The 21,578-nt window shown below is 67.6% G+C and carries 30 protein-coding genes; 20 read left to right on the top strand and 10 right to left on the bottom strand.

The features are described 5' to 3' along the window. Positions 1-8: 8 nt before the first annotated feature. Together ACNPNP_RS15155 and ACNPNP_RS15150 are read left to right on the top strand one after the other, a co-directional pair. Positions 9-851, top strand: coding sequence for a fumarylacetoacetate hydrolase family protein (locus ACNPNP_RS15155; protein WP_448966853.1), 843 nt, complete (start codon positions 9-11; stop codon positions 849-851). 123 nt (positions 852-974) lie between these two features. Next, positions 975-1,583 carry a TetR/AcrR family transcriptional regulator gene (locus ACNPNP_RS15150; RefSeq protein WP_448966852.1) on the top strand — a complete coding sequence of 203 codons (609 nt, stop codon included), beginning with the start codon at positions 975-977 and terminating at the stop codon, positions 1,581-1,583. On the opposite strand, the gene ACNPNP_RS15145 is transcribed toward ACNPNP_RS15150, so the two are convergent. Then, positions 1,576-2,007 (bottom strand): IS3 family transposase, encoded by a 432-nt coding sequence (locus ACNPNP_RS15145; RefSeq protein WP_448966851.1) that lies wholly within the window; start codon positions 2,005-2,007, stop codon positions 1,576-1,578. The genes ACNPNP_RS15150 and ACNPNP_RS15145 overlap by 8 nt on opposite strands. Next, complete coding sequence (locus tag ACNPNP_RS15140) at positions 2,004-2,351, bottom strand: transposase (protein ID WP_448966850.1); 348 nt, start codon at positions 2,349-2,351, stop codon at positions 2,004-2,006. Before ACNPNP_RS15140 ends, ACNPNP_RS15145 begins: the two co-directional genes overlap by 4 nt. Before the next feature lie 579 nt (positions 2,352-2,930). Between ACNPNP_RS15140 and ACNPNP_RS15135 the strand changes: the two genes are divergently transcribed. Beyond that, entirely contained in the window at positions 2,931-3,278 is a 348-nt protein-coding gene (locus ACNPNP_RS15135) for an ArsR/SmtB family transcription factor (protein WP_448966849.1), read from the top strand. Between the two features lies 1 nt (position 3,279). Next, a complete protein-coding gene (locus ACNPNP_RS15130; protein WP_448966848.1) occupies positions 3,280-4,269 on the top strand; it encodes an SRPBCC family protein in 990 nt (329 codons plus the stop codon). Between the two features lie 78 nt (positions 4,270-4,347). Here the strand turns inward: ACNPNP_RS15130 and ACNPNP_RS15125 are convergent, their stop codons facing one another. Continuing rightward, positions 4,348-6,129 (bottom strand): sugar phosphate isomerase/epimerase and 4-hydroxyphenylpyruvate domain-containing protein, encoded by a 1,782-nt coding sequence (locus ACNPNP_RS15125; RefSeq protein WP_448966847.1) that lies wholly within the window; start codon positions 6,127-6,129, stop codon positions 4,348-4,350. A gap of 111 nt (positions 6,130-6,240) precedes the next feature. Between ACNPNP_RS15125 and ACNPNP_RS15120 the strand changes: the two genes are divergently transcribed. The 6 genes from ACNPNP_RS15120 to ACNPNP_RS15095 are packed head-to-tail and all read left to right on the top strand — an operon-like array spanning position 6,241 to position 11,719. Further along, entirely contained in the window at positions 6,241-6,789 is a 549-nt protein-coding gene (locus ACNPNP_RS15120; RefSeq protein WP_448966846.1) for a TRAP transporter small permease, read from the top strand. Next, a complete protein-coding gene (locus ACNPNP_RS15115; protein ID WP_448966845.1) occupies positions 6,786-8,060 on the top strand; it encodes a TRAP transporter large permease in 1,275 nt (424 codons plus the stop codon). The genes ACNPNP_RS15120 and ACNPNP_RS15115 overlap by 4 nt, the downstream gene beginning before the upstream one ends. Beyond that, positions 8,057-9,010, top strand: coding sequence for a shikimate dehydrogenase (locus ACNPNP_RS15110; RefSeq protein WP_448966844.1), 954 nt, complete (start codon positions 8,057-8,059; stop codon positions 9,008-9,010). The genes ACNPNP_RS15115 and ACNPNP_RS15110 overlap by 4 nt, the downstream gene beginning before the upstream one ends. After that, positions 9,007-10,038: a DctP family TRAP transporter solute-binding subunit gene (locus tag ACNPNP_RS15105; RefSeq protein WP_448966843.1), complete on the top strand. Its 1,032-nt coding sequence runs from the start codon at positions 9,007-9,009 to the stop codon at positions 10,036-10,038. The genes ACNPNP_RS15110 and ACNPNP_RS15105 overlap by 4 nt, the downstream gene beginning before the upstream one ends. 9 nt (positions 10,039-10,047) lie before the next feature. Next, on the top strand, positions 10,048-11,022 hold the full coding sequence (locus tag ACNPNP_RS15100) for a phosphotriesterase family protein (protein WP_448966842.1): 975 nt from the start codon (positions 10,048-10,050) through the stop codon (positions 11,020-11,022). Between the two features lie 46 nt (positions 11,023-11,068). Then, the gene (locus ACNPNP_RS15095) at positions 11,069-11,719 is read left to right on the top strand and encodes a TetR/AcrR family transcriptional regulator (RefSeq protein ID WP_448966841.1); all 651 of its coding nucleotides are present in this window, start codon (positions 11,069-11,071) and stop codon (positions 11,717-11,719) included. A 22-nt stretch (positions 11,720-11,741) separates the two neighbouring features. Here the strand turns inward: ACNPNP_RS15095 and ACNPNP_RS15090 are convergent, their stop codons facing one another. The 5 genes from ACNPNP_RS15090 to ACNPNP_RS15070 are packed head-to-tail and all read right to left on the bottom strand — an operon-like array spanning position 11,742 to position 14,597. Next, on the bottom strand, positions 11,742-12,539 hold the full coding sequence (locus tag ACNPNP_RS15090) for a ribonuclease H family protein (protein ID WP_448966840.1): 798 nt from the start codon (positions 12,537-12,539) through the stop codon (positions 11,742-11,744). Positions 12,540-12,561: 22 nt separating this feature from the next. Next, complete coding sequence (locus tag ACNPNP_RS15085; protein WP_448966839.1) at positions 12,562-13,053, bottom strand: hypothetical protein; 492 nt, start codon at positions 13,051-13,053, stop codon at positions 12,562-12,564. Between the two features lie 47 nt (positions 13,054-13,100). Then, positions 13,101-13,427: a hypothetical protein gene (locus ACNPNP_RS15080; RefSeq protein ID WP_448966838.1), complete on the bottom strand. Its 327-nt coding sequence runs from the start codon at positions 13,425-13,427 to the stop codon at positions 13,101-13,103. 44 nt (positions 13,428-13,471) lie between these two features. Continuing rightward, positions 13,472-13,687, bottom strand: coding sequence for a hypothetical protein (locus ACNPNP_RS15075; RefSeq protein WP_448966837.1), 216 nt, complete (start codon positions 13,685-13,687; stop codon positions 13,472-13,474). 7 nt (positions 13,688-13,694) lie between these two features. Then, positions 13,695-14,597 carry a VOC family protein gene (locus ACNPNP_RS15070; RefSeq protein ID WP_448966836.1) on the bottom strand — a complete coding sequence of 301 codons (903 nt, stop codon included), beginning with the start codon at positions 14,595-14,597 and terminating at the stop codon, positions 13,695-13,697. Between the two features lie 129 nt (positions 14,598-14,726). Here ACNPNP_RS15070 and ACNPNP_RS15065 point away from each other — a divergent pair, with 129 nt between their 5' ends. Then, positions 14,727-15,812, top strand: coding sequence for a mechanosensitive ion channel family protein (locus tag ACNPNP_RS15065; RefSeq protein ID WP_448966835.1), 1,086 nt, complete (start codon positions 14,727-14,729; stop codon positions 15,810-15,812). A 149-nt stretch (positions 15,813-15,961) separates the two neighbouring features. On the opposite strand, the gene ACNPNP_RS15060 is transcribed toward ACNPNP_RS15065, so the two are convergent. Then, entirely contained in the window at positions 15,962-16,282 is a 321-nt protein-coding gene (locus tag ACNPNP_RS15060; RefSeq protein ID WP_448966834.1) for a protealysin inhibitor emfourin, read from the bottom strand. Further along, positions 16,257-17,309, bottom strand: a complete 1,053-nt coding sequence (locus ACNPNP_RS15055; RefSeq protein WP_448966833.1) for a M4 family metallopeptidase — start codon at positions 17,307-17,309, stop codon at positions 16,257-16,259. Before ACNPNP_RS15055 ends, ACNPNP_RS15060 begins: the two co-directional genes overlap by 26 nt. A 161-nt stretch (positions 17,310-17,470) precedes the next feature. On the opposite strand from ACNPNP_RS15055, the gene ACNPNP_RS15050 reads away from it, so the two are divergent. The 9 genes from ACNPNP_RS15050 to ACNPNP_RS15010 form a co-directional block, all read left to right on the top strand. Next, positions 17,471-17,920: an Asp23/Gls24 family envelope stress response protein gene (locus ACNPNP_RS15050; protein WP_448966832.1), complete on the top strand. Its 450-nt coding sequence runs from the start codon at positions 17,471-17,473 to the stop codon at positions 17,918-17,920. Next, positions 17,917-18,108: a DUF2273 domain-containing protein gene (locus ACNPNP_RS15045; protein ID WP_448966831.1), complete on the top strand. Its 192-nt coding sequence runs from the start codon at positions 17,917-17,919 to the stop codon at positions 18,106-18,108. Before ACNPNP_RS15050 ends, ACNPNP_RS15045 begins: the two co-directional genes overlap by 4 nt. Further along, positions 18,105-18,473 (top strand): hypothetical protein, encoded by a 369-nt coding sequence (locus ACNPNP_RS15040; RefSeq protein ID WP_448966830.1) that lies wholly within the window; start codon positions 18,105-18,107, stop codon positions 18,471-18,473. Before ACNPNP_RS15045 ends, ACNPNP_RS15040 begins: the two co-directional genes overlap by 4 nt. Further along, complete coding sequence (locus tag ACNPNP_RS15035; protein ID WP_448966829.1) at positions 18,473-19,039, top strand: hypothetical protein; 567 nt, start codon at positions 18,473-18,475, stop codon at positions 19,037-19,039. Before ACNPNP_RS15040 ends, ACNPNP_RS15035 begins: the two co-directional genes overlap by 1 nt. Further along, complete coding sequence (locus ACNPNP_RS15030; protein ID WP_448966828.1) at positions 19,036-19,638, top strand: hypothetical protein; 603 nt, start codon at positions 19,036-19,038, stop codon at positions 19,636-19,638. The genes ACNPNP_RS15035 and ACNPNP_RS15030 overlap by 4 nt, the downstream gene beginning before the upstream one ends. A 96-nt stretch (positions 19,639-19,734) precedes the next feature. Beyond that, positions 19,735-20,001, top strand: coding sequence for a GlsB/YeaQ/YmgE family stress response membrane protein (locus tag ACNPNP_RS15025; RefSeq protein ID WP_448966827.1), 267 nt, complete (start codon positions 19,735-19,737; stop codon positions 19,999-20,001). A gap of 82 nt (positions 20,002-20,083) precedes the next feature. Further along, the gene (locus tag ACNPNP_RS15020) at positions 20,084-20,650 is read left to right on the top strand and encodes an RNA polymerase sigma factor (protein ID WP_448966826.1); all 567 of its coding nucleotides are present in this window, start codon (positions 20,084-20,086) and stop codon (positions 20,648-20,650) included. Further along, positions 20,647-21,249: a hypothetical protein gene (locus tag ACNPNP_RS15015; protein ID WP_448966825.1), complete on the top strand. Its 603-nt coding sequence runs from the start codon at positions 20,647-20,649 to the stop codon at positions 21,247-21,249. Before ACNPNP_RS15020 ends, ACNPNP_RS15015 begins: the two co-directional genes overlap by 4 nt. Then, the coding region (locus tag ACNPNP_RS15010) for a hypothetical protein (RefSeq protein WP_448966824.1) at positions 21,246-21,578 on the top strand (333 nt) is incomplete at its 3' end. The genes ACNPNP_RS15015 and ACNPNP_RS15010, both read left to right, overlap by 4 nt.

The following is a 21,578-nucleotide window of genomic DNA, read 5'->3' as shown; positions in this document are numbered from 1 at the left end:
TGTATGACATGAGACTCGCCAACCACGACGGCCGGGCCGTCATTCTCACCACTGACACCACCGGCTTCGACGTCGCGGAGGCCTCCGCCGGCCGATTCGGCCCTGGCATCCAGGGGATATACGACCAGTGGGAGGAATTCACGGCGTGGGCCGCGCGTACCTCCGGGCCGGACGTGGCCGTGGATGCCAGCCGGCTCGGCCCCGTCACCCCTCGGCCGCTCCAGTCGTTCGGCGTCGGCCTGAACTACGCCGACCACGCCGCGGAGAGCGGATTCAGCCGCCCAGAGAAGCTTCCGCCGGTGTTTCCCAAGTTCGCTTCGTCGATCGCCGGACCCTACGAAACGGTCGACCTCGTCCCGGGCGGACACACCGACTGGGAGGCTGAACTGGTGGTCGTCGTCGGAAAGCGGGCCCATCACATCGAAGAAGGCACCGGTTGGGATCACATCGCGGGTGTCACCGTCGGGCAGGATCTGTCCGAACGAATCACGCAGCTCGACGGCCCGGCTCCGCAGTTCGGCCTCGGCAAGTCCTTCCCCCAGTACTCCCCGCAGGGACCCTGGCTGGTGACACCGGATGAGCTCCCCGACCGCGACGACCTCGCCATCACCGGCGAACTCGACGGGGAGGTCGTGCAGGACGGGCGCACAAGCCAGATGATCTTCTCGGTCCCGGCCCTCATCGAGAAACTCTCCGCGATCGTGGTGCTGCATCCCGGCGACGTCATCTACTCAGGCACACCGGCCGGAGTGGGACTAGCCCGCGATCCGCAGCGGTTCATCCAGCCCGGGCAGACGCTGACGACCACGATCGAGGGCATCGGAACACTCCGCCAGACGTTCCGCGGCTGATCGAAAGGCGTCCGTCTAGATCCTGACCAGGGAATACCGGCGGAAAGACCGGCACGCCTCGCAACGCATCCTGCGCCCGTTGATAACAAAACTGTATGGTACAGCTCTGTTATGAATCCATCGATGTCTGCGTACTCGATCCGTCGTGCGGATGCCGTGCTGGAGGCGACCTTGGACACTTTGGCGGAAGTCGGCTTTGCGCGCATGACCGTCGACATGATCGCCACGAGGGCGCACGCATCAAAAGCGACGATTTACCGGCGGTGGGCGACGAAGACGGATCTGGTCTGTGCTGCAGCATCGCTTGTCGAGGTCGAGCTGATCCCTACCGTGGCGGGAGCTGATGCCGACGTCGCACTGCGTGCAATTCTTCAGAGCCTCCGATCGATGACCGTGGGTCGTCTGGGGCGGCTCGTGCGGGCGATGCATATCGCCTCGGCTCATGAACCGGCTATCCAAGCTGCGGTTCGAGAGGAACTTGTGCTCCCGCTTCGGATGAACACGGCCTCCGCGTTGACGGAACTGCGTGCGGAAGGGGTGATCGACTTCCAAGTGGACACAGCTTTCGCCGCTGACTGTCTGGTGGCCCTGACAGTAGATCGTGCGTTGGCAACAGGTGTCACGTTATCCCTCGACGAGCTCGAAACCACTCTCCTTTCATGGGTGTTGCCAGTGTTAGCTCCGATGTCGGGCCGCCTGCAGGCGAAGGAGTCTCCAACCCGCCTCATATAGCCGGAGCCCGTTCAACCGCCCTCTTGCAACTATCTTTGGGATCGCTCATGTCTGCTTCACCTCCTATCATCGCGCCGAAAAAGCTCCACTCCACTCGTCGTGGCCGGCCCGGGTGCCAGGTCCGCGGGCTGATCCCCGTGATCCCGTCGGCCTGCATCAGCTTCGCGACCGTCTTCCGCGACACGACCACCCCGGAATCCTGCAGATCCGCGTGGATCCGGGGTGCCCCATAGGTGCCGTCGGACGCGGCATGGAACGCGCGGATCCGCGTGGTCAGATCCACGGCTCGTTGCTGCCGCGGCGAGGGGCCGGCCGCCACCCGGGCCCGCCACTCGTAGAACCGGCGCCGGTCCACCCCGGCCAGAGCACGCATCCGAGCGATCGTCATCGTGCTATCCGGATCCGCCTTCTCCGCCTCGATCACCGCGAACCACTCCTCGGGTTCTGCTTCGATGCGAAGAAGGCCGCCGCTTTTCCCAGGAACTCGTTGTCCATCCGCAGTTCCTGATTCTCGCGGCGCAACCGTTCCAGCTCCGCCCGCTCGTTCAGCTCCAGCGGCGCGTCGACATCGCCACCAGTGCGCGCATGCTCCTGCTGCACCCAGCGGCCCAGCAGTTGCTCTCCGACGCCGATCTCGCGCGCCACCGCCGCGATCGTGCGCCCCGTATCGATCACCAGACGCGCGGCCTCACGCCGATACTCCGGCGTATACGTCTTCCTCTTGCTCGTGCCCATCAAGGACATCCTCCCCGACAGGCCCGCAATCACGCGGATCCCGCCTGGTCAGTGTCCGGAAAACAGGGTCAACCTCAGCCGCCGAGGTCGCGGCTGACGGGAGGATGCTCCCGCCGAAGCGATCCCGCCCCGTGAGAGCCCTGGATTGCGCTGGGTGTCCAATGCAGCTCGGTATGCGGCGATCGACGACGGGCGTTGTTTGGTCTGGCGCTGACCATCGGCCTCATCATGAATCCCCTTTCACGCGTCGATCGGCACCACGCCCACACGGACGCGAGGGCTCAGTTTCGCCCAGTCGCGAACCGGCCGAGACCCAACGTAGAGGCGGATCTGAAAGATCGAATCGCACTCCGGCAGGCGAAGACTTGGACGCTGCACCGCTCGGCGGCCGGCCGGCGTGAAAACCTTCAGGCAGGCAAGAAGGTATTGCGAGCCAGTGGCGGCGACGGGCGCGACCGGAGCGACTTTTCCGGCGCGACGTCCCGGGCGTGTTGCATTTCGTGCAATTGCGACGATCACCAATGCAACGTAAAGACCGTTAGTGCAACGAGAACGCGTTCCCGACAAGGACACTCTTGACACGGCATCCGCCTCGCAGTAACGTACAACCAAATGGTTGCACAACGAGAACTGAGCGAAGCGGAGACCGACCGTGTGTTCCACGCACTGGCGACGGCGACCCGACGCGACATCCTGCGCCGCACGATCAATGAAGAGCAGTCCGTGTCGACCCTCGCGGGCGACTACGACATGTCGTTCGCCGCGGTGCAGAAGCACGTCGCCGTCCTCGAGGCCGCCGGCCTCATCATCAAGCGCGCCGAGGGACGCGAGCGGCTCGTCCGCGCGAATCCCGACATGATCGCGCGCGCCAGGGCGCTGCTCGCCCGATACGAAGAGATGTGGCGGGCCCGAATCGCCCGCCTCGATGACCTGCTGGCTGAAACCAACGAAGGAGATTGAAATGCCTGTCACCGATGTCACCACCGACGCCGAGAATCTGACGATGACCGTCACGGCCGACTTCGCCGCTCCGATCGAGCGCGTGTGGAACGCCTACAGCGACCCGCGCCAGCTCGAGCGGTTCTGGGGCCCTCCCGGATGGCCTGCCACGTTCACCGCCTGGGACCACAGCGTCGGTGGACGCGCGAACTACACGATGAAGGGCCCGCGCGGCGAGGAGTCGTCCGGGTACTGGGAGTTCCTCGCGATCGAAGAACCGCGACGTTTCGAGGTGCTCGACGGCTTCGCCGATGATCAGGGCGCTCCGAATGATGAGATCCCCGCGATGCGGATGGAGTTCACGTTCGAGCCGACCGCCGAGGGCACCCGCATGGTGACCGCCAGCCACTTCGTCTCCGCCGAAGCGCTCGAGCAGGTCGTCGCCATGGGCATGGTCGAAGGCACCAAGATGGCGATGTCGCAGCTGGATGCCGTGCTGCAGGACCTCCGCGAGTACGCCGAGGGCAAGGGTACGCAGGTCGACCTGCTCGACGACACGCACGTGCGCATCACCCGCCTCGTGAACGGGCCGCGCGAACTCGTCTGGCGCGCCTACAACGAGGAAGAGCTCATGCGGCAGTGGATGCTCGGGCCCGACGGGTGGGAGATGACCGAATGCGTCGTCGCCACCGCTCCCGGCGAGAAGCACCGCACGTCGTGGGCGCCGGTGGGCGACACCGAGGGAGAGGCGTTCGGCTTCGAGGGCGAGGTGCTGCTGGTCGACGCTCCCCGTCGTGCCGTGTCGACCGAGCGGATGCAGGGCACTGAGGGTCCTGAGACGCTCAACGACCTCAACCTCTACGAGGAGGACGGCGCCACCCTGGTGACGCTGTTCATCGAGTACCCCGACAAGGAGACGCGCGACATGATCCTCGCCACCGGCATGGCCGATGGCATGGAGGAGTCGTACGCACGACTCGAGCGCGAGGTGCTCAGCTCCACGCGTTCATAGCTCCTCAGGAGTGAGCCGAACGGCCCGGATCCGCTGGATTCCGGGCCGTTCGGCTGTTGTCTTGAGGAGTTGTGCGCCTCAGCGCCCCATCGCCCGCTGTGCGGCGAGGCGGATCGGCGCGTTCGCGCCGCCGTAGCCGTCGTATCCGCCGCGTCGCTCGACGATCTCGAAGAACACGTCGCCGATCGTGCGCGTGTAGAAGTGGATGAACTCGCCATCAGCGTCGCGGTCGTAGAGCAGGTCGAGCTCGCGCAGCGACGAGAGCAGATCTTCGGGCAGGCCGAACCGCGCCGACAGGTCGTCGTAGTAGTTCGCCGGGATGCGCAGGTGATCGATGCCGCGCTCCTTGGCGCGACGCGCCACCGCGAACACATCGTCCGTCCGCACGGCGATGTGCCGCGCCGGGGGCGGTGCCGTGGGAGGCGCGAGATTGATCGGTACCCGCACGATGCCGTCAGGGGTGCGCATGACCTGACTGCGGATCAGCCCCTGCGGACCGGGCACATCCGCCGGTGGCTCGGCACGCAGCGAGAGGGCGCTCGACATGAACAGCACGGCCTCGTCGAAGTCCTGCCACGCGTACGCGAGGTTGATGTGGTCGACCTCGCCGACCAGGCCTCCCGCGGCACCAGTGCCACCGTCGAACTCCTGCAGCCACGACTCCTCGGCCGGCAGCGAGCTCCAGAACACCTGTGTTCCGTCCGGCGCTGCGACACCGCGGAGGTCTTGTTCGCCTTCATACGTGCGACGGAATATCTTCTGCGAACCCAGCGCGATCGCCCGGTCGACAGCGGCCGCCGCATCCGGAACCTGCAGGCCGATGCCGGACAAGCGCGGCTCGTCGTGGCGCACCTGCTCGTTCAGGATCACCCGGGCGGAGCCCGCGCTCCACAGCCGCACCGGCTTGCTGCGATGGCGGCCTTCGAAGGCGAAGCCCAGTTGCGCCAGCAGCTCATCGACCTCCGCGAGGTCTGCTCCGGCGACCTCGATGAAGTCCAGGGCCGAGACCGGCTGCGCCGAGCCGATGCGTCCGTCCTCCCAGTCGTTCTCCTCCGCCGTCCGATCCGCCAGCCACACCAGCGATCGATGAGCGTGCGCGGCCGTACGCACCGTCTCGGTCTGGCGGAACGTGTCGTTGAAGACCTCCAGCGACCAGGGCCCCGTGTATCCCGCGCGCACCACGTGCGTCATGAACTCCACCAGATCGAAATCGCCCTCGCCGGGGAACAGCCGATGGTGCCGGCTCCATGACAGCACGTCCATGTCGAGTGCCGGGGCGTCGGCCAACTGCAGGAAGAAGATCTTCTCGGCCGGGATCTCCTCGATGCCGGCCGGGTCGTGTCCGCGGGAGAGGATGTGGAAGCTGTCGAGGCAGATGCCGAGGTTGGGTCGGTCGGCCCGCTGCACGATCGACCACGTGCGACGGTAATCGTCCACGAAGCGACCCCAGGCGAGTGCCTCGTAGGCGAGGCGGATGCCGTGCACCGCAGCCCTGTCCGCGAGCTCGCCCAGTTGCCGTGCGGCCATTTCGTCGTCGTCGACCGTCGCCGTGCCGACGTTGCTGCACACCAGCATCAGGTCGGTGCCGAGCCGGTTCATGATCTCGAACTTCGCCTCCGCTCGCCGCAGCGTGTCCTCGAAGACGTCGTCCGCGACCCCCTCTGCATCGCGGAACGGCTGGAACATGTCGATCCGCAGCCCCAGCCGTTCGCACAGCGCGCGGATCTCCTCGGGGGATTCCGGTGCAGCGATGAGATCGGCGTCCATGATCTCGACGCCATCGAAGCCTGCCGCAGCGCAGGCGTGGAGCTTGTCGACGAGTCCACCGGAGAGGCAGACCGAAGCGATTGAGGTGTGCATGGCAGTGAACGTACCAGTTTGTACATTAATTTCCCAGAGGTCTTGCCGAATCAATGTACCAACCAGTACATTCGTGTTCAGTACCCGATCCACCGAGCACAAAGGCGTCTCGTGACCCCACAACAGCCCCCACCCGCCACCGGCATCCTGCGCCGCGCGGCTCGCATCATCACGGTGATCGAGCTCGCCATCGGAGCGATCGCCGTGCTGATGATCCTGGTCCTGGTCTTCTACCAGGCACTGCAGCGCTACCTGCCGTTCGAGAGTCTGGCGTGGACCGGCGAGCTCGCCCGCTTCGCCCTGTTGTGGGCGACCTTCGCCGCGATGGGCATCCTCGTCACGAGCAACGGGCACATCGCCCTCGAGCTCGCCGACTCGATCCGCAACCCGATGATCGTGCGCATCATCCAGGTGTTCGCGCTGCTGGTGGTCGCCGCAGCGGGCATCGGCCTCTCGCTCGAAGCGTGGGCGCTCATCGAGACGCAGGGGATCGTGAAGTCCCCCGTGCTGCGTCTGCCGATGTCGTGGGTCTACATCCCGGTCCTGATCGGCACGGTCAGTACGACCATCCGCGCTCTGCTGTCCGCCGCCGACGTCGCGCTGCACGGCCCGAAAGCCGCCGACATCGAAGACGACCAGGTCGAGGTGGCAGGACTGTGACTCTCATACTTCTCGCTCTCGCGATCGCTCTCCTGCTGGCACTGCGCGTGCCTGTGCCCTTCGCCTTCCTCGGGCCGTCGCTGGTGTACATGGCCGTCGAGGGCCAGTCCCTCGGCATGGCACTGCGCACGGTGACCAACGCCGCCAGCAGCTTCCCCCTGCTCGCCGTGCCGCTGTTCATCTTCCTCGGTGCGCTCGCCAACCACGCCGGGATCGCCGACCGGCTGTTCCGCTTCGCCCAGGCAGGGCTCGCGAACATCCGCGGCAACCTCGGATACGTCACCATCGGCACCAGCGTCGGGTTCGCCTGGATGAGCGGATCGGCCGTCGCCGATGCCGCCGCCCTCGGCAAGGTGCAGATCCCCGCCATGATCCGCGCCGGCTACGGCCGCCGCTTCGCCACAGGGATCTCGGCGACCTCCGCGCTCATCGCGCCCGTCATGCCGCCGAGCATTCCCGCCGTGATCTACGCAGGACTTGCTGCAGTCTCCACCGGAGCACTGTTCGCGGCATCCGTCATCCCCGCACTGCTCATGGCCGCGGGTCTGTGCATCGTGGTGTGGGTGCTCGTGAAGCGCATGCCCAACGTGACGAAGGGGCGGTTCGATCGCGCGGAACTGGCGGCGTCGACAAAGGGCGTGCTGCTGCCGCTCGTCGCACCGATCATCATCCTCGGCGGGATCCTCGGTGGATTCTTCACGCCCACCGAAGCCGCAGCGGTCGGAGTCGTCTACATCATCCTCGTCGGGCTGCTGCAGCGCTCGCTGAGCATGAAGAGCTTCATCAAGGCGCTCACCGAGACGGTGACGACGACGGCGTCGATCATGATCATCGTCGCATCGGCGTCGCTGCTGGGCTACATCCTCGCCAAGGAGCGCCTGCCGCAGATGCTCACCGAACTGGTGTTCGCGATCAGCGACAGTCCGACCGTCTTCCTGATCCTCGTCGCGGTGCTCATGCTGATCCTGGGGACCGTGATCGACGCGACGGCGATCCTCGTGCTGACCGTGCCGATCATCCTCCCGATCGGGAACCAGATCGGCGTCGACCCGATCGTGCTCGGCGTGCTCATGATCCTCTCGCTCATGATCGGCCTCCTCACCCCGCCGGTGGGAACCGTCCTGTTCGTGACGGCTGCCGTGTCGAAGACCCGCATCGGAGAGGTGTTCCGCGGATCGCTGCCGTTCATCATCCCGCTGCTGGTGATCTGCGTGCTCATCATCGCGTTCCCGAGCGCCGTGATGTGGCTGCCGGGGGTGCTGGGCCTGTGACGCTCGACACTGCGCTCGCACGCCGGCCGGCCGTGCTGATCGGCCTGATCGGCGAGGGCGTCACGCCATCGCTCACGCCGCCGATGCACGAGTCCGAGGGCGCCAGGCACGGGATGCACTACGTGTACCGCACGATCGACCTCGCCCCGGAAGAGGGCACGACCGCGTCGCTGCGCACGCTGCTCGCCTCTGCTCGACGACTGGGATTCAACGGCCTGAACATCACGCACCCCGTCAAGCAGGCGATCATCCCGCTGCTCGACGGGCTCAGCGAAAGCGCGCGGGCCGTGGGCGCGGTCAACACGGTCGTGTTCACGGATGCCGGTGCCATCGGCCACAACACCGACGTCACAGGCTTCGCGGCCGCTCTGAAAGACGCCTTCGGCGACGAGCGACTGCGACGTGTCGTGCTGTTCGGCACCGGAGGTGCGGGCTCAGCCGTCGCCACGGCCCTGGCGCAGCATCCGATCGCCGAGCTCGTGCTCATGGACCAAGTGCGAGAGCGCGCCGACGTGCTCGCCGATCAGGTGCGCGCGCTGACCACCGCGGAAGTGCGCGCGGCAGGCATCGACGAGCTGCCCGGCCTCATCGCCGACACCGACCTGATCGTCAACGCGACGCCGGTGGGCATGGCCGCGCATCCCGGCACCCCGTTCGACAGCGCGATGCTGCCCGACGGCATCCGCGTCGCCGACATCGTCTACCGACCGGCGGACACCGCGTTGCTGCAGGCGGCTCGCGCCCGCGGCATCCGCACCATGTCGGGACTCGGCATGGCGATGCACCAGGCCGCCGACGCCTTCGAGATCTTCACGGGGCAGCGCGCCGACCGCACAGCGATGCTCGCCGATCTCGACGATCTGGTCGCCGCCGAGGAGGCCGCGGCCCCCCACCCGACATCACCAGACGCAACACCCGAAACAGCACCAGGAAGAGGAGAGAACCGATGAACGCACGACGCACGCGGCGAACGATGTGGATCGCCCTTGCCGCCGCACCAGCGATGATGCTGGTCGCCTGCTCCAGCACCGGAGGCGACGCCACCGGCGACGGAGGCGACGCAGGAACGACGCAGAAGCTCACGCTCGCCCACAGTTACAACGAGGAACAGCCGCAGCACCGCTGCGGCGCGCAGGTGATCGCGGACGAGGTCGCCGCGGCCGACGTCGGACTGGAGATCGAGATCTTCCCGTCCAGCCAGCTCGGCGGTGACGCGGATCGCATCGCTTCGGTCGCCTCAGGAGACATCGACATCGACATCCAGGGCGCCTCGGCGCTCGGCGCCGTCTACGAACCGATCAGCGTGCTCGATGCGGCCTACGCATTCGACGACGCCGATCACCTCGCCGCCTTCATGGCCAGCGATGCCTCAGACACGGTCACCGAGGCGTTCGAAGCGGAGTCCGGCGTGCACACCCTCGGCGCGTGGTCGGCCGGGGCCCGCCAGTTCACCGCGAATGCTGCGATCCGCGCGCCGGAGGATCTCGAGGGTCTGCGCATGCGCTTCCCCGGATCCCCGCAGTTCCTCATGAACGCCAAGGCGCTCGGCGCGACGGCGACCGAGGTCGCGTACGAGGAGCTCTACCTCGCCCTGCAGCAGGGCACGGTCGACGGCCAGGAGAATCCGATCACGAACATCGTGGCCTCGAACCTCAAAGAGGTGCAGGACTACGTCAGCCTGAGCTCGCACCAGTTGAACACCAACCTCGTCATCATGGGCCCGATCTGGAACGAGCTCAGCGACGAGCAGCAGGAAGCCCTGACCGCCGCGCCCGAGAAGGCCGTCACCGAGGTCACCGCCTGTGTCACCGAAGACGAGGAAGCGGTGCTCGAGGAGTGGCGCAGCGGCGGCGAATGGGAGGTCATCGAAGACGTCGACCGCGACGCGTTCAGCGAGAAGGCGGAGGAGTACCTCTCCAGCACACTCACGGGGGACTCGCTCGACGTGTACGAGGCCATCCGTTCGACCTCGGAGTGAGCTGACTGCATGGCGCGTTCGGTCCCGACATTCGCAGGCGCGGTCGACGAAGATGCGCTCGGTGTGACCCTGATCCACGAGCACGTCTTCGTGACCGACCCCGAACTCGATGTCAATATGCCTCATCCGGAATGGGATGAGCAGGCGATGATCGAACGCGCCGTGCAGATCCTCTCGTCGTTGCACGAGCGCGGGGTGCGCACCGTGGTCGACCTGACAGTGATCGGTCTCGGCCGGGACGTGCGACGGGTCGCAGAGGTGGCGGCCAGGGTGCCGGTGCAGATCGTGGCGGCGACCGGATGCTATGCCGCGTCCGTGCTGCCGCCGTACTTCCGGCTTAACGGGCCGGGTCTCGTCGTCGCCGGCCCTGATCCGCTCGTCGACCTCTTCATCGGAGACATCGAGCGCGGGATCGGCGGCACTCAGGTGCGCGCGGGGATGATCAAGATCGCCTCGGAAGGCTCGGAGCTCACCCCTGATGTCGAGAGGGTGTTCGCGGCGGCCGCCACGGCGCACCTGCGCACCGGCGTGCCGATCACGACGCACTCGGATGCGGCCGCGCGCGGAGGGCTCGCGCAGCAGGACGCCTTGGCGCGACTGGGCGTGCCACTCGAGCATGTCGTGATCGGGCACAGCGGTGACTCGCTCGATCTGCCGTATCTGCGAGCACTCGCCGACCGCGGGTCGTACCTGGGCTTCGACCGATTCGGGATGGAGCACGTCGGGCGGGATGAGGATCGCATCCGGATGCTGCGCGCCCTGCTCGACGCCGGTTATGCCGACCGCATCGTGCTCTCGCACGACGCGGCGGTGTTCAGCCGGGTCACGCCGCCCTCGTGGCGGAACGAGCATGTGCCGAATTGGCACATGAGCCACTTGTTCGACACCGTGCTGCCGCAGCTGCGCGCCGACGGTGTCGATGAGGCCGCTCTGCACCAGCTGATGGTGGTGAATCCGCGGCGAGTGCTGACGGGTGGGGCATGATGTGTGCACAGCCGAAATCTCGCGTGGTCGAGAGGAACGAGAGACGATGACGAACAGCGTGACCGAGCCGGTCGTGCGAAAGCGCGACGCCGAGCGGACTCGCGCCGAACTGCTCGAAGTCGCCACCGAGGCCTTCGCCGAATCCGGCTACGCCGGCACCCGCGTCGACGAGATCGCAGAGCGCACCAAGACGACGAAGCGGATGATCTACTACTACTTCGGCGGCAAGGAGCAGCTCTACCTCGCGGTGCTGGAGAACGCCTACCGAGGCATCCGCGAGAAGGAGCAGTCGATCCACGCCGGCGACCTCGCGCCGGTGGAGGCGCTGCGGCAGATCGCCGAGCTCACCTACGACCACCATCGCAACCACTCCGACTTCATCCGTCTGGTGTCGATCGAGAACATCCACCACGGCGAGTTCATCAAGCGCCTCGACGGCCTGCGCACGGTGAACCAGCCGGCCGTGGCCGTGCTCGAGACCGTGCTCGAGAGAGGCCGAGCCGAGGGGAGCGTGCGTGCGGACGTCGACGCGCTCGACGTGCACCTGCTGATCAGCTCGTACTGCTTCTTCCAGGTCGCCAACCAGCACACCTTCGGGTACCTCTTCGATCGCGATCTGCTCGCAGAGGATCGTCGAGAGCACTTCCGGTCGATGATCGGCGATGTCGTGGTGGCGTGGCTGACCGCTGAGGCGTGACGCAGGCCGACCGCCCGGCGGATCAGATCAACCGGCGCAGCGCCTCTTCCAGTGAGACGCCCTGCGCCTTGGCACGGGCGCGGAGCCGTGAGAGCTCGGCGGGCGACAGCGTCACATTCACCTCGACCGGCGTGATCTCGGGCTCGTCGGTCAGGCCGTCGAGCAGATCGGATGCCTCGGCCCAGAGCGGCGCAGTGACAGGCGCTGCAGTGACAGGTGCTGCAGCAGTCGGCGACTCGCGCACAGCGGCCGGCGACTCGCGCACAGCGTCCGGCGACTCGCGCCCTGCCGCAGCCGGAGCGGATGCTCCCGCGGCCACCGCGGCCGACGCGGCGACGGCGGCTCCGGCATCCGTCGCCATCGTGAACCCTGGTCCGCGGCGCGGCTCCTGCTTCGCCTGATACGCCCTCGCGGCGCCGTTCGCCCGTTCATCGGCGGCCTCGTTGAGGTCGTGGCCCGCGTGGCCCTTGACCCACTCGAACCTCACGTCGCGACCGCGCATCGCCTCATCCAGCGACTCCATGAGCTCGCGGTTGAGCACAGGGGCGCCGTCGGCCTTGCGCCATCCTCGGCGCTTCCAACCCGGCATCCACTTGGTGATCGAGTCGATGACGTACTTGCTGTCGCACATGATCAGCAGCGACTCGTCGGTGCCGGCCGTCGCGCGCAGCAGTTCGAGCACCGCCTGCAGCTCGCCCTGGTTGTTGGTGCCGTGCGACGATCCCCCCGCCGCCCAGTTCGCGTCGTCGATGTACCAGGCCCAGCCGTTCGGGCCGGGGTTGCCCAGAGCGGAGCCGTCTGCGGCGGCGATGATCGTCATCCTTCGAGCGTAACGGCGATGACTACTCCCACTCGATCGCCACGATCGTCGTCCTCAGCGCACCGCCGTCCACCGGAGTCTCGTACCGCACTGGCATGCCAGGGTGCCGCATCGAGAACCAGAACGTCGAGGGCTCTGCGTCCGGCTCCTCGCGCACGTCGTACCGCAGGCAGTCGACGAGCCCGATCGGCAGCGACAACGTCTCGCTCGACAGCACGGTGCGATCTGCGGGGAAGGCGGCGTGCGCCTGCAGGTCGCGCCACGTCACCCTCGTCCGGGAGATCCCGCCCTGGACGACGCCGTCGGAGCCCGCGCTCCATCGCTCGAGGGTCGCGCCGGCGGCATCCGTCTCGCGAAAGCGGTTCAGGCGGAAGTGCTGAGCGCGCCCCGGCTCTTCGACCAGCAGCCGGATCGTCTTGCCGTCGCCGGTCGCCTCACGGATCTCGTCGGCGGTGAAGGGCGTCGCCAGCAGCCCGGGGCCGATGACATGCGCGTCGGGTTCGGAGTCGGTCATGCTGCCTCAATCCACGTCGAGATCTCGGATGCCGCGGATGCCGTGACTCACGCCCGACGGAACACGTAGTACCCGACCACTGCGCCGTGATTCACGACGCCCTCGCCGGTGCCGAACATGCGTGCAGACGTGGTCGCGCCGCTCTCGACGAACGTGAAGCCGGTGTGCTCGAGTCGCCAGCCGAGCTTCTCGACCTCGCCGAGGAAGTAGCCGGTGCTGTCGTCGCTCGACATGGTGTTCCCGGCCGAGCCCCAGGTCGACCTCTCACCCGTGAGCAGGCCGACGTCGAGCTGCAGCTGCAGCAGCGCGTCGCCGCGCGCATGCGCGCCCTGCGCGAGTGCCAGCAGCCTCGATGCCTCTTCAGCAGTGGGCATGGTCCCCCCTCGTGTCGTCTCGGAGAGACGTTACCGCAGCACCATCACGACTCGGGCTCGCCGTCCGTCTGCTCCGCCCCGTCCTCCAGAACAGGAGCGACAGGGAAGACGATCGACGTCGTCTGAGCGCCCAGACCCACCTCGAGCGGATCGACGGTGGCCGTGCCGTCGAGCTCGTCGACGGCATCTTGATCCCGCGGCTCTCCCGGCAGTGATGCCCATGGCCCTGGGTCGTCGGGTTTCTGCGTGAAAAGTCCCATGTGATCCTCAGAAGTCGGCGATGACGAGTTTCTTCATCTCCATCATCTTCGCGTACGCACCGGGGCGTTGCATCAGCTCTCCCATGTTCTCCGGAACGATCTGCCAGCTCAGGCCGTAGCGGTCGGCCAACCAGCCGCAGACCTCCGCCTCCGGCACCGTGGTCAGGGCGTTCCAGTAGTGGTCGAGCTCGTCCTGATCGGCGACGCGCACCTCGAGCGAGACGCCGCAGTCGAAGCGGACGTCCTGCTCGACCCCCGAATCCATCATCGCGAACCACTGCCCCGCAAGGCGGAACTCGCCGAACATGACGCTGCCGGCATCCGCTGGGCCGGTCTGCGTCGGGTATTCGGCGATGAAGCCGACCTCGGCATCGGGGAACAGCGACGTGTAGAACTCCGCCGCCTCGCGAGCCTTGTTCTGCACCGGGCCGGAGAACATCAGCTGCGGGATGAGGAACGGTCGCGGCTCCCCCTCGGGGTTCGTCAGCAGCAGCTGCCAGTTGACGCCGTAGCGGTCCTCGACCCAGCCGTATCGCGGGCTGAACGGGTACTCACCGAGCTCCATCCGCACGACGCCGCCATCGGCGAGCCTGGCCCACGTCTCATCGAGGGCGACGCGCGCGGCGTCGCGGTCGCCGTCGAAGCGCAGCGGATCGAAGTTCAGCATGAACGACACCGACGCGTTGGGGCGGAACTGCTCCCCCGCGTTGATGAGCGTGAGCAGATAGCCGTCGATCACGAGGTCGACCGTCAGGGTCTTCCCGCTGAACTCGGCCTGCCAGTCGGGCACATCATCCGGGTACCGCGCGCCGACGATCGCCGTGGCTCCGGGGAAGACTTCGGTGTAGAACGCGCCGGCCTCATCGGCGTTCTGGTCGAACCACAGGTTGGGGATGATCTTCTGCGACATGACAGCTCCTTTGCTGCGAGCGGTTCGCCCGTCCTGTTCGGCGCACCTCATCGCATCCAGAGTGCGCCAGAGGGGGCATCGTAAACAAGGGGCTTCTCTGGAGCGGGTCGACCTGTCTAGGGTGGAACGATGCCTTCTCCCCTCGGTCAGAACGCTCTCGGCGGTGCGAACCTGGACTGGGGCCTGTGGCTCGAGACGTTCGTGGCGCTGCTCGTCGCGGTCGCGATCGTGGCGGTCGTCGTCATCGGGATCCGATTCGTGGCAGGTCGTACCCGCGGCCGCTCCGCCTGGATCGGCGACCTCGAGCGCCGCATCCGCGTGCCGGGGATGATCCTGGCCTTCCTGATTGCGGTGTGGATCACGTGCGCCGTCACCGCGCCGTCGAGCCTGTCGTGGTGGCCGGTGCTGCAGCGCATCCTGCTGATCGCCGCGGTGCTCCTCGGCGCCTGGCTGCTGTCGACGGTCGTCACCTTCGGCATGGAACGGCTCATGCAGTACGACAGCAGGCGCGATGCCACGAGCCCGGAAGCGCGCCGCCGTCAGACGCAGCTGACAGTGCTCAACAGGCTCGCCGTCGTCCTGATCGCGATCATCGCGATCGGCGCGGTGCTGTTCAGCTTCCCCGAGGTGCGCGCGGTGGGCACCAGCATCCTGGCTTCGGCGGGTGTCGTGAGCGTCATCGCCGGGCTCGCCGCGCAGTCGACTCTCGGCAACCTGATCGCCGGAGTGCAGATCGCGTTCACGGACTCGATCCGCGTCGGCGACGTCGTCGTGGTCGAGGGCGAGTGGGGACGAATCGGAGAGATCAACCTCTCGTACGTGGTCGTCAACATCTGGGACGAGCGCCGGCTGATCCTTCCCTGCACCTACTTCACCTCGCAGCCGGTGGAGAGCTGGACCCGCAGGAGCGACAGGATCATCGGCACCGTCTACATGGATCTCGACTGGCGGGTGCCGGTGGATGCCGTGCGCGAGAAGTTCATGGAGATCGTGGAATCGTCGGACGCCTGGGACCGGCGCTCCGCGAACGTGCTGGTCACCGGATCAGAGGGCGGCCACGTCACGCTGCGCTTCAAGATCTCGGCGGCTAACTCCGACGACCAGTGGGATCTGCGCTGTCTCGTGCGGGAGAAGATCATGACGTGGCTGCAACAGGAGCATCCGCAGGCCCTGCCCGTCACCAGAGTGATGCTGGAGCCGCGCCCCGCGCCTTGAGCTGCCGACACTTGTCAGCGGATTTGCACACATGGCTGCTGAAATCGGCGATCTCGACTGACAAGTGTGATCTGACCTGACAAGTGTGCGGTGAGTGTCGACAAGTGTGCGGTTGCAGACGGATGCGCGGCGAAACGGGGCAGCGCGCGTCAGTCTGCCGCCGCGGCGCGCACCGCGTCGACGAGCCTGCGCCACGGACCGTCGAGTGCCGATTCCGGAAGTTCTGTCTCGTGCCGGGCGCCCGGCGTGCGGGCCCGGATGCTCCAGACGTATCGGTCAGCGCCGGGCGGCGTGGGGGCCGGTGCCTCCCACGGGCAGCGGTCGATCAGCTCGATCCACTGCGGCGCCTCTTCGCGCGGTGGCTCGACCTGCCAGCGGCGGCTGATGCCGGCGATGCCGCCGGTGCGGATCACCACGATGAGGAAGCCCGGCTCATCGGCCGGATCACTCGGTGGGGCTACGTCGCGCATCCTCATAGACTCCCACGGTGGTCCACGCTGCGCGAGTGGCTGTCGCGACCTCGTCGTCGACGGCGGCCGCGATCGTCGCATCCGCGAACTCCCGGAAGTCCGCCGTGCTCGCCAGCCCGCCGGTCAGAGCGTTGTACCAGGTGAGGCCCGCGCGCTCCCACGCGTTGCCGCCGAGCGCGGTCGCGGTGAGGGCGAATGCGCGGTTCGGGATGCCGGAGTTGATGTGCACTCCGCCGTTGTCCTCTGTCGTCCTCACGAAGTCGCGCATGTGCGCGGGCTGCGGGTCCTTGCCGAGTTCGTCGTCGTCGTAGGCCGTGCCGGGTTCGAGCATCGACCGCAGCGCCGTGCCCTGCACCTGCTCCGTGAAGATGCCGGCGCCGATCAGCCAGCTCGCCTGATCCGCCGTCTGCCCCTGGGTGTACTGCTCGGTGAGCGCGCCGAACACGTCCGCGATCGACTCGTTCAACGCACCGGCCTGCCCCTGGTACTCGAGGTTCGCGGTGTGCTGGATGACGCCGTGCGCGAGCTCGTGGCCGATGACCGTGATCGAGCCGGTGAAGCCGCGGAACACCTCGCCGTCGCCGTCGCCGAACACCATGCGCTCGCCGTCCCAGAAGGCGTTGTCGTAGTCGGTGCCGTAGTGCACCGACGCGTCCAACGGAGCGCCGGACCCGTCGAGGGAGTTGCGCGCGAACGCGGCGAGCAGCATCTCGAACGTCGCACCGAGACCGTCGAACGCCTCGTTCACGCTGACGTCGTCGACAGCCGGATCGTCTTCGGCGCGCACGACGACACCCGGCAGCGTCTCGGTGTTCTGCGCGTCGCTGATCGTGCGGTTCGGCGCATCCGACAGCTCGGCGACGAGATCTCCCTGTTCGTCGATCGAGAGATCGAGGCGCGCGCGGAACGTCGGACGACCGGCGAGCAGGGTCTGTCGCGCGGCATCCGCCGCCCGGGGGAACCGCCCCGACTCGGCCAGACGGGCGAGGAGGTATGCCGGGATGATGCCGTATGCGCTGTCGTTCATACCGGCGACGATACGCCGGGGCGGAGACACTGTCGCCGGAGTGCGTCAGAACTTCTTCCAGATTTTTCGTGACGTTTCGCGGGGTGGGTGCGTCTTATCCATGACGCGGTTTCCGCGACAGGCATCCAGATCGGATGCGCAGAGCGAACGAAGGACTGAACATGGTGAATGCGACGCCCCGCACCCAGCCCACGACGCCGGCCGACGTGGCCGACAAGACACCGCACGGATCGGGCAGGACGACCATCGAGGACAGCGTGGTCGCGAAGATCGCCGGCATCGCCGCACGCGAGGCGTCAGGCGTCTACGCGCTCGGCGGCGGCGCGGCACGCATGGTCGGGGCCATCCGCGATGCCCTCAACACGACGGACCTCACGCAGGGCATCACCGTCGAGGTCGGCGAGAAGCAGGTCGCGGTCGACGTGACCATCGTCGCCGAATACCCGGCCGCACTCCAGAAGGTCGCGGACGATGTGCGCGCCTCGATCTTCCGCGCGATGGAAGAACTCGTCGGCATGGAGGTCACCGAGGTCAACGTCACCATCAACGATGTGCACATCCCGTCGGAGGACGACGAGCCCGATGAGGCGCAGGAGGCGCGAGTCCGGTGAATGCGACCGTGATCGGCGCCGCCACCGCCGGCGCGCTCGCCGTCGTCTGGATCGTCCTCGGCTTCTGGGCCTTCGTGCTGGTGCTCGTCGCCGCACTGGTCGGCGCCGTGCTCGGTCGCATCATCGACGGCCGCCTCGACGTGCGCGCCCTTGCTGACGCGTTCCGCGGGCGCCGCTCGTCGTCATGAGAGGTGCGGAGGGCGTCCTCGGCGACGGGGTGGGCGCGGCGCCGACCGACGAGGTGGTGCGGCGCGGCCGCACCATCGTCACTGTGCGCGCGCTGCAGCATCTCGCGGCGGCCCTGGCGACGGATGCATCGCAGGTGCCGGCGCGCGACATCGCGGTGAAGCTCTCCGATGATGCCGGCGACCTTCGGGTCAGCGTGGTGACGCCGATCCTGATCGCGACGCCGTCGAGGTCGGTCGACGATCAGAGCGGTCGCCTGCGCGCGGGCATCATCTCGGGGCTGGACGATCTCGCCGGCCGCCGCGTGAGCGCGGTGGATGTCAGGTTCACCGGTGTGAAGCATTCTGCGGAGAGGAGGGTCATCTGATGGATCGTCGTCAACAGATCTATCGGCGCGTGCTGCGCCGTGAGACGCACTCGTCCCGCTCTGCGGCGGCGGTGGTCCTCGCCGCGCTGCTGGCGCTGACGCTCCTCGCACTGCTCGTCCTCGGCATCTGGGCGACAGCCGATGTCGCCTTCCGCGAACGCGCGGCGACCTGGCTCGTCGACATCGTTGGCGCGTGGGATCTCGCTTCGGTCCTCATCGCGGCCGGCATCCTCGCCCTGCTCGTAGCCGTGCTGCTCATCCTCGCCGCTGTGCTGCCTGGGCGTCGGGCCCGTCATGCGCGCGTGACGGATCGCGTCGCACTCGTCGTCGACGACGGCGTTCTGGCGGATGCCGCGGCCGATGCCGTCGCGCGCGAGTGCGCCATCGACCGCCGACAGGTCTCCACGACCGTCGCACGGCGCGGTCTGACGGTCAGGGTCACGCCCACCAGCGGCATCCGCGTCGACCGCGACCGGGTGGAGAGGATCGCGATCGCCGCGGTCTCCGGTGCGGGCTTCGACACCGCGGCATCCGTCGAGGTCGCTCGGGAAGGAGTGGTCGCGTGAATTCGACCAACCGCATCCTCAACCGGGCGGTGCTGCTGATCGGAGGCGTGCTGTTCGCCGCGCTCGGCCTCGTCGCGCTGCTGCGGGCATGGCGCCCTGCGACGGTCGAACCCGTGCTGGCCGGCATCGAGCGCAGCGTCGAGGACGCGCTCGAGGCGCACAGCGTGACCGTCCTCGGCAGCGACATCCCCGTCGTTCTCCTCGCGGCATCCGCTGCCGCCCTCATACTGGCCGTCGCGCTCATCATCTTCGTGTTCGCTCGAGGACGCGGGGGCGTCCCCGAGGTCACGCGGATCCGAGCGGACGACGGCCGGACGGATGTCGACCGCAACGTGGTCGACGCCGTTCTCTCGGGCGCGCTCACCGCGCGCCCTGATGTGCTGTCCGCTCGCACCGGGGTCTTCCGGGTGGAGGGCGTACGCACGGTTCGGCTCGCAGTGACCGTCAGGCAGGGTGCGTCTCTGGGTGACGTGCTCGCGGCGGCCGAACAAGCGATCCGGGACTGGGATTCTCTGCTGGGGGGCGAGACTCCCATCCTGATCCACCTCACCGATCGCGGATGGCTGGGGCGATACCGCTCCGCCACCCGCGTTCGGTGAGGCCCTCCGCGGACGCGGCTCGCCGAGCCCGCGACGTGACAACGGTCCGCTGCTGACAGCCGCAGACTGAACACACAACTGAAAGGCAACACACACATGGGATTTCTCGGATTCCTGCTCCTCGGACTGATCGCCGGTGCGATCGCGAAGCTCATCCTCCCCGGTAAGCAGGGCGGCGGATGGTTCATCACCCTGATCCTGGGCGTCGTCGGCGCGCTGCTGGGCGGCTGGATCGGAAGCGCCGTCTTCGGCGTCGGCGTGGATGCGTTCTTCTCGCTGAGCAGCTGGCTGCTCGCGATCGGCGGATCGGTCATCGTTCTGCTGGTCTACGGCCTCATCGCAGGACGGCGTTCCGCCAAGTGACGCACGCGTGCATCGTCCGCCCCGGTCTCCGCTTCCTGCGGGTGGCCGGGGCGGACGCGCGCGCGGGGATGGGAAGAAGAGGATGACCGACGAAGAACCGGGCAGCAGACTGGCGGGCGCGGACGACCGCATCGTCGCCGGTCGTGCGATCGACGGCGACATCGCCGCGTTCGAAGTGCTGGTTCGCCGCTACACGCCGATGATGCGCGCCTACGTGCGTCGGGTGCTCGGCGCCAGCGCCGACGTCGACGACGTTCTGCAGGAGGCGTTCGTGATCGCCTGGCAGCGACTGTCGGAGTTGGAGGACCCAGCGGCGGTGAAGAGCTGGCTGATGCGGATCGTGAGCCGCAAGGCCATGGATCGCGTGCGATCGAGGCGTCCGCAGGTCGACATCGATGGCATCGAGCCACCGGCGTCGCCGGATACGACGCCGGCGCGCGCAGCGGAGACCCGCGCGGGTGTGGAGGCGCTGAACGCGGCGCTCGCAGAGTTGCCGGAGGCGCAGCGGCAGAGCTGGGTGCTCCGCGAGATCGGTGGACTCACGTATGAGGAGATGGCAGCGGAGCTCGCGATGCCAGTGACCACGGTGCGCGGGCTGCTCGCTCGTGCGCGCAAGCACATCATGGTGCGAATGGAGGAATGGCGATGACCGAAGACGGCAGACTGCCCCTCGGGCTCGAGCCGGACGACCTGGACGGCCACACGATCGAGGAGTTGACGGACTACCTCGATGCCGACCGGACGCCGGCCGATCCATCCATCGATGCTTCCCCCGGCTGCGCACTCGCCCTCGACGCGATGGAGCGTCTTCGTGCGCTCACACCCGCGCTGATGGCCAGCGATGAGGCTGCGGAGCCCGCACCCGAGCCCGGATGGATCCAGTCGATCCTCAGCGGCATCGCGATGGACGCCCGCTCCGGCCGGCGCATCCCCCTCGCCGATCCCGACGACGGATCCGACCTCGCGATCACGGAAGGCGCGGTGCGGGGGCTCATCCGTGCCGCAGAGAACGTGTTCCCCGGCATCCTCATCGGACGGTGCAGGCTCGACGGAGACGTCACCGTGCGCGGTGCGGAGGTCGGCGTAGAGGTCGACGTGAGCGTGCCGTTCGGAGAACCGATCGTGCAGCTCGCCGAGAGGCTCAGATCGGAGATCGCCGTCAGGCTGGCCCGGCACACGCGACTGGCCGTGACCGGGATCGACATCACGGTGCACGACATCTCGACCTGGACGGAGGACAGGCGATGAACGACCTCGTGGTGAAGATCGAAGCCGCGGTGCTCGGAACACCCGGTGTCGTCGCGCTGTACCGCACCGGTTCGGCGGTGACGAACCTGGTCGGGGCGGCCGTCGAGCGCCTGAGCGGATCGGAGGATGCCGCGACACGTGTGGTCATCACGAACACGGGCGGCTCCACTCAGGTGGAGGTGGCGCTCGGCATCGACTCGCAGGGGAGCGCCGTCGAGATCGCGCAGGCGGTGCGCGATCGGGTCACGGCGCTGCTCGTCGCCGCAGGGGAGACGACGCCGTTCGTGCGTCTCACCGTCGTGCACGTGGCGGACGGGCGACCGCTCGCG

The sequence above is a fragment of the Microbacterium xerophyticum genome (genome assembly GCF_053543555.1).
The sequence above is the reverse complement of the archived record's forward strand: the minus strand, read 5'-3'. Positions and strand labels throughout refer to the sequence as shown.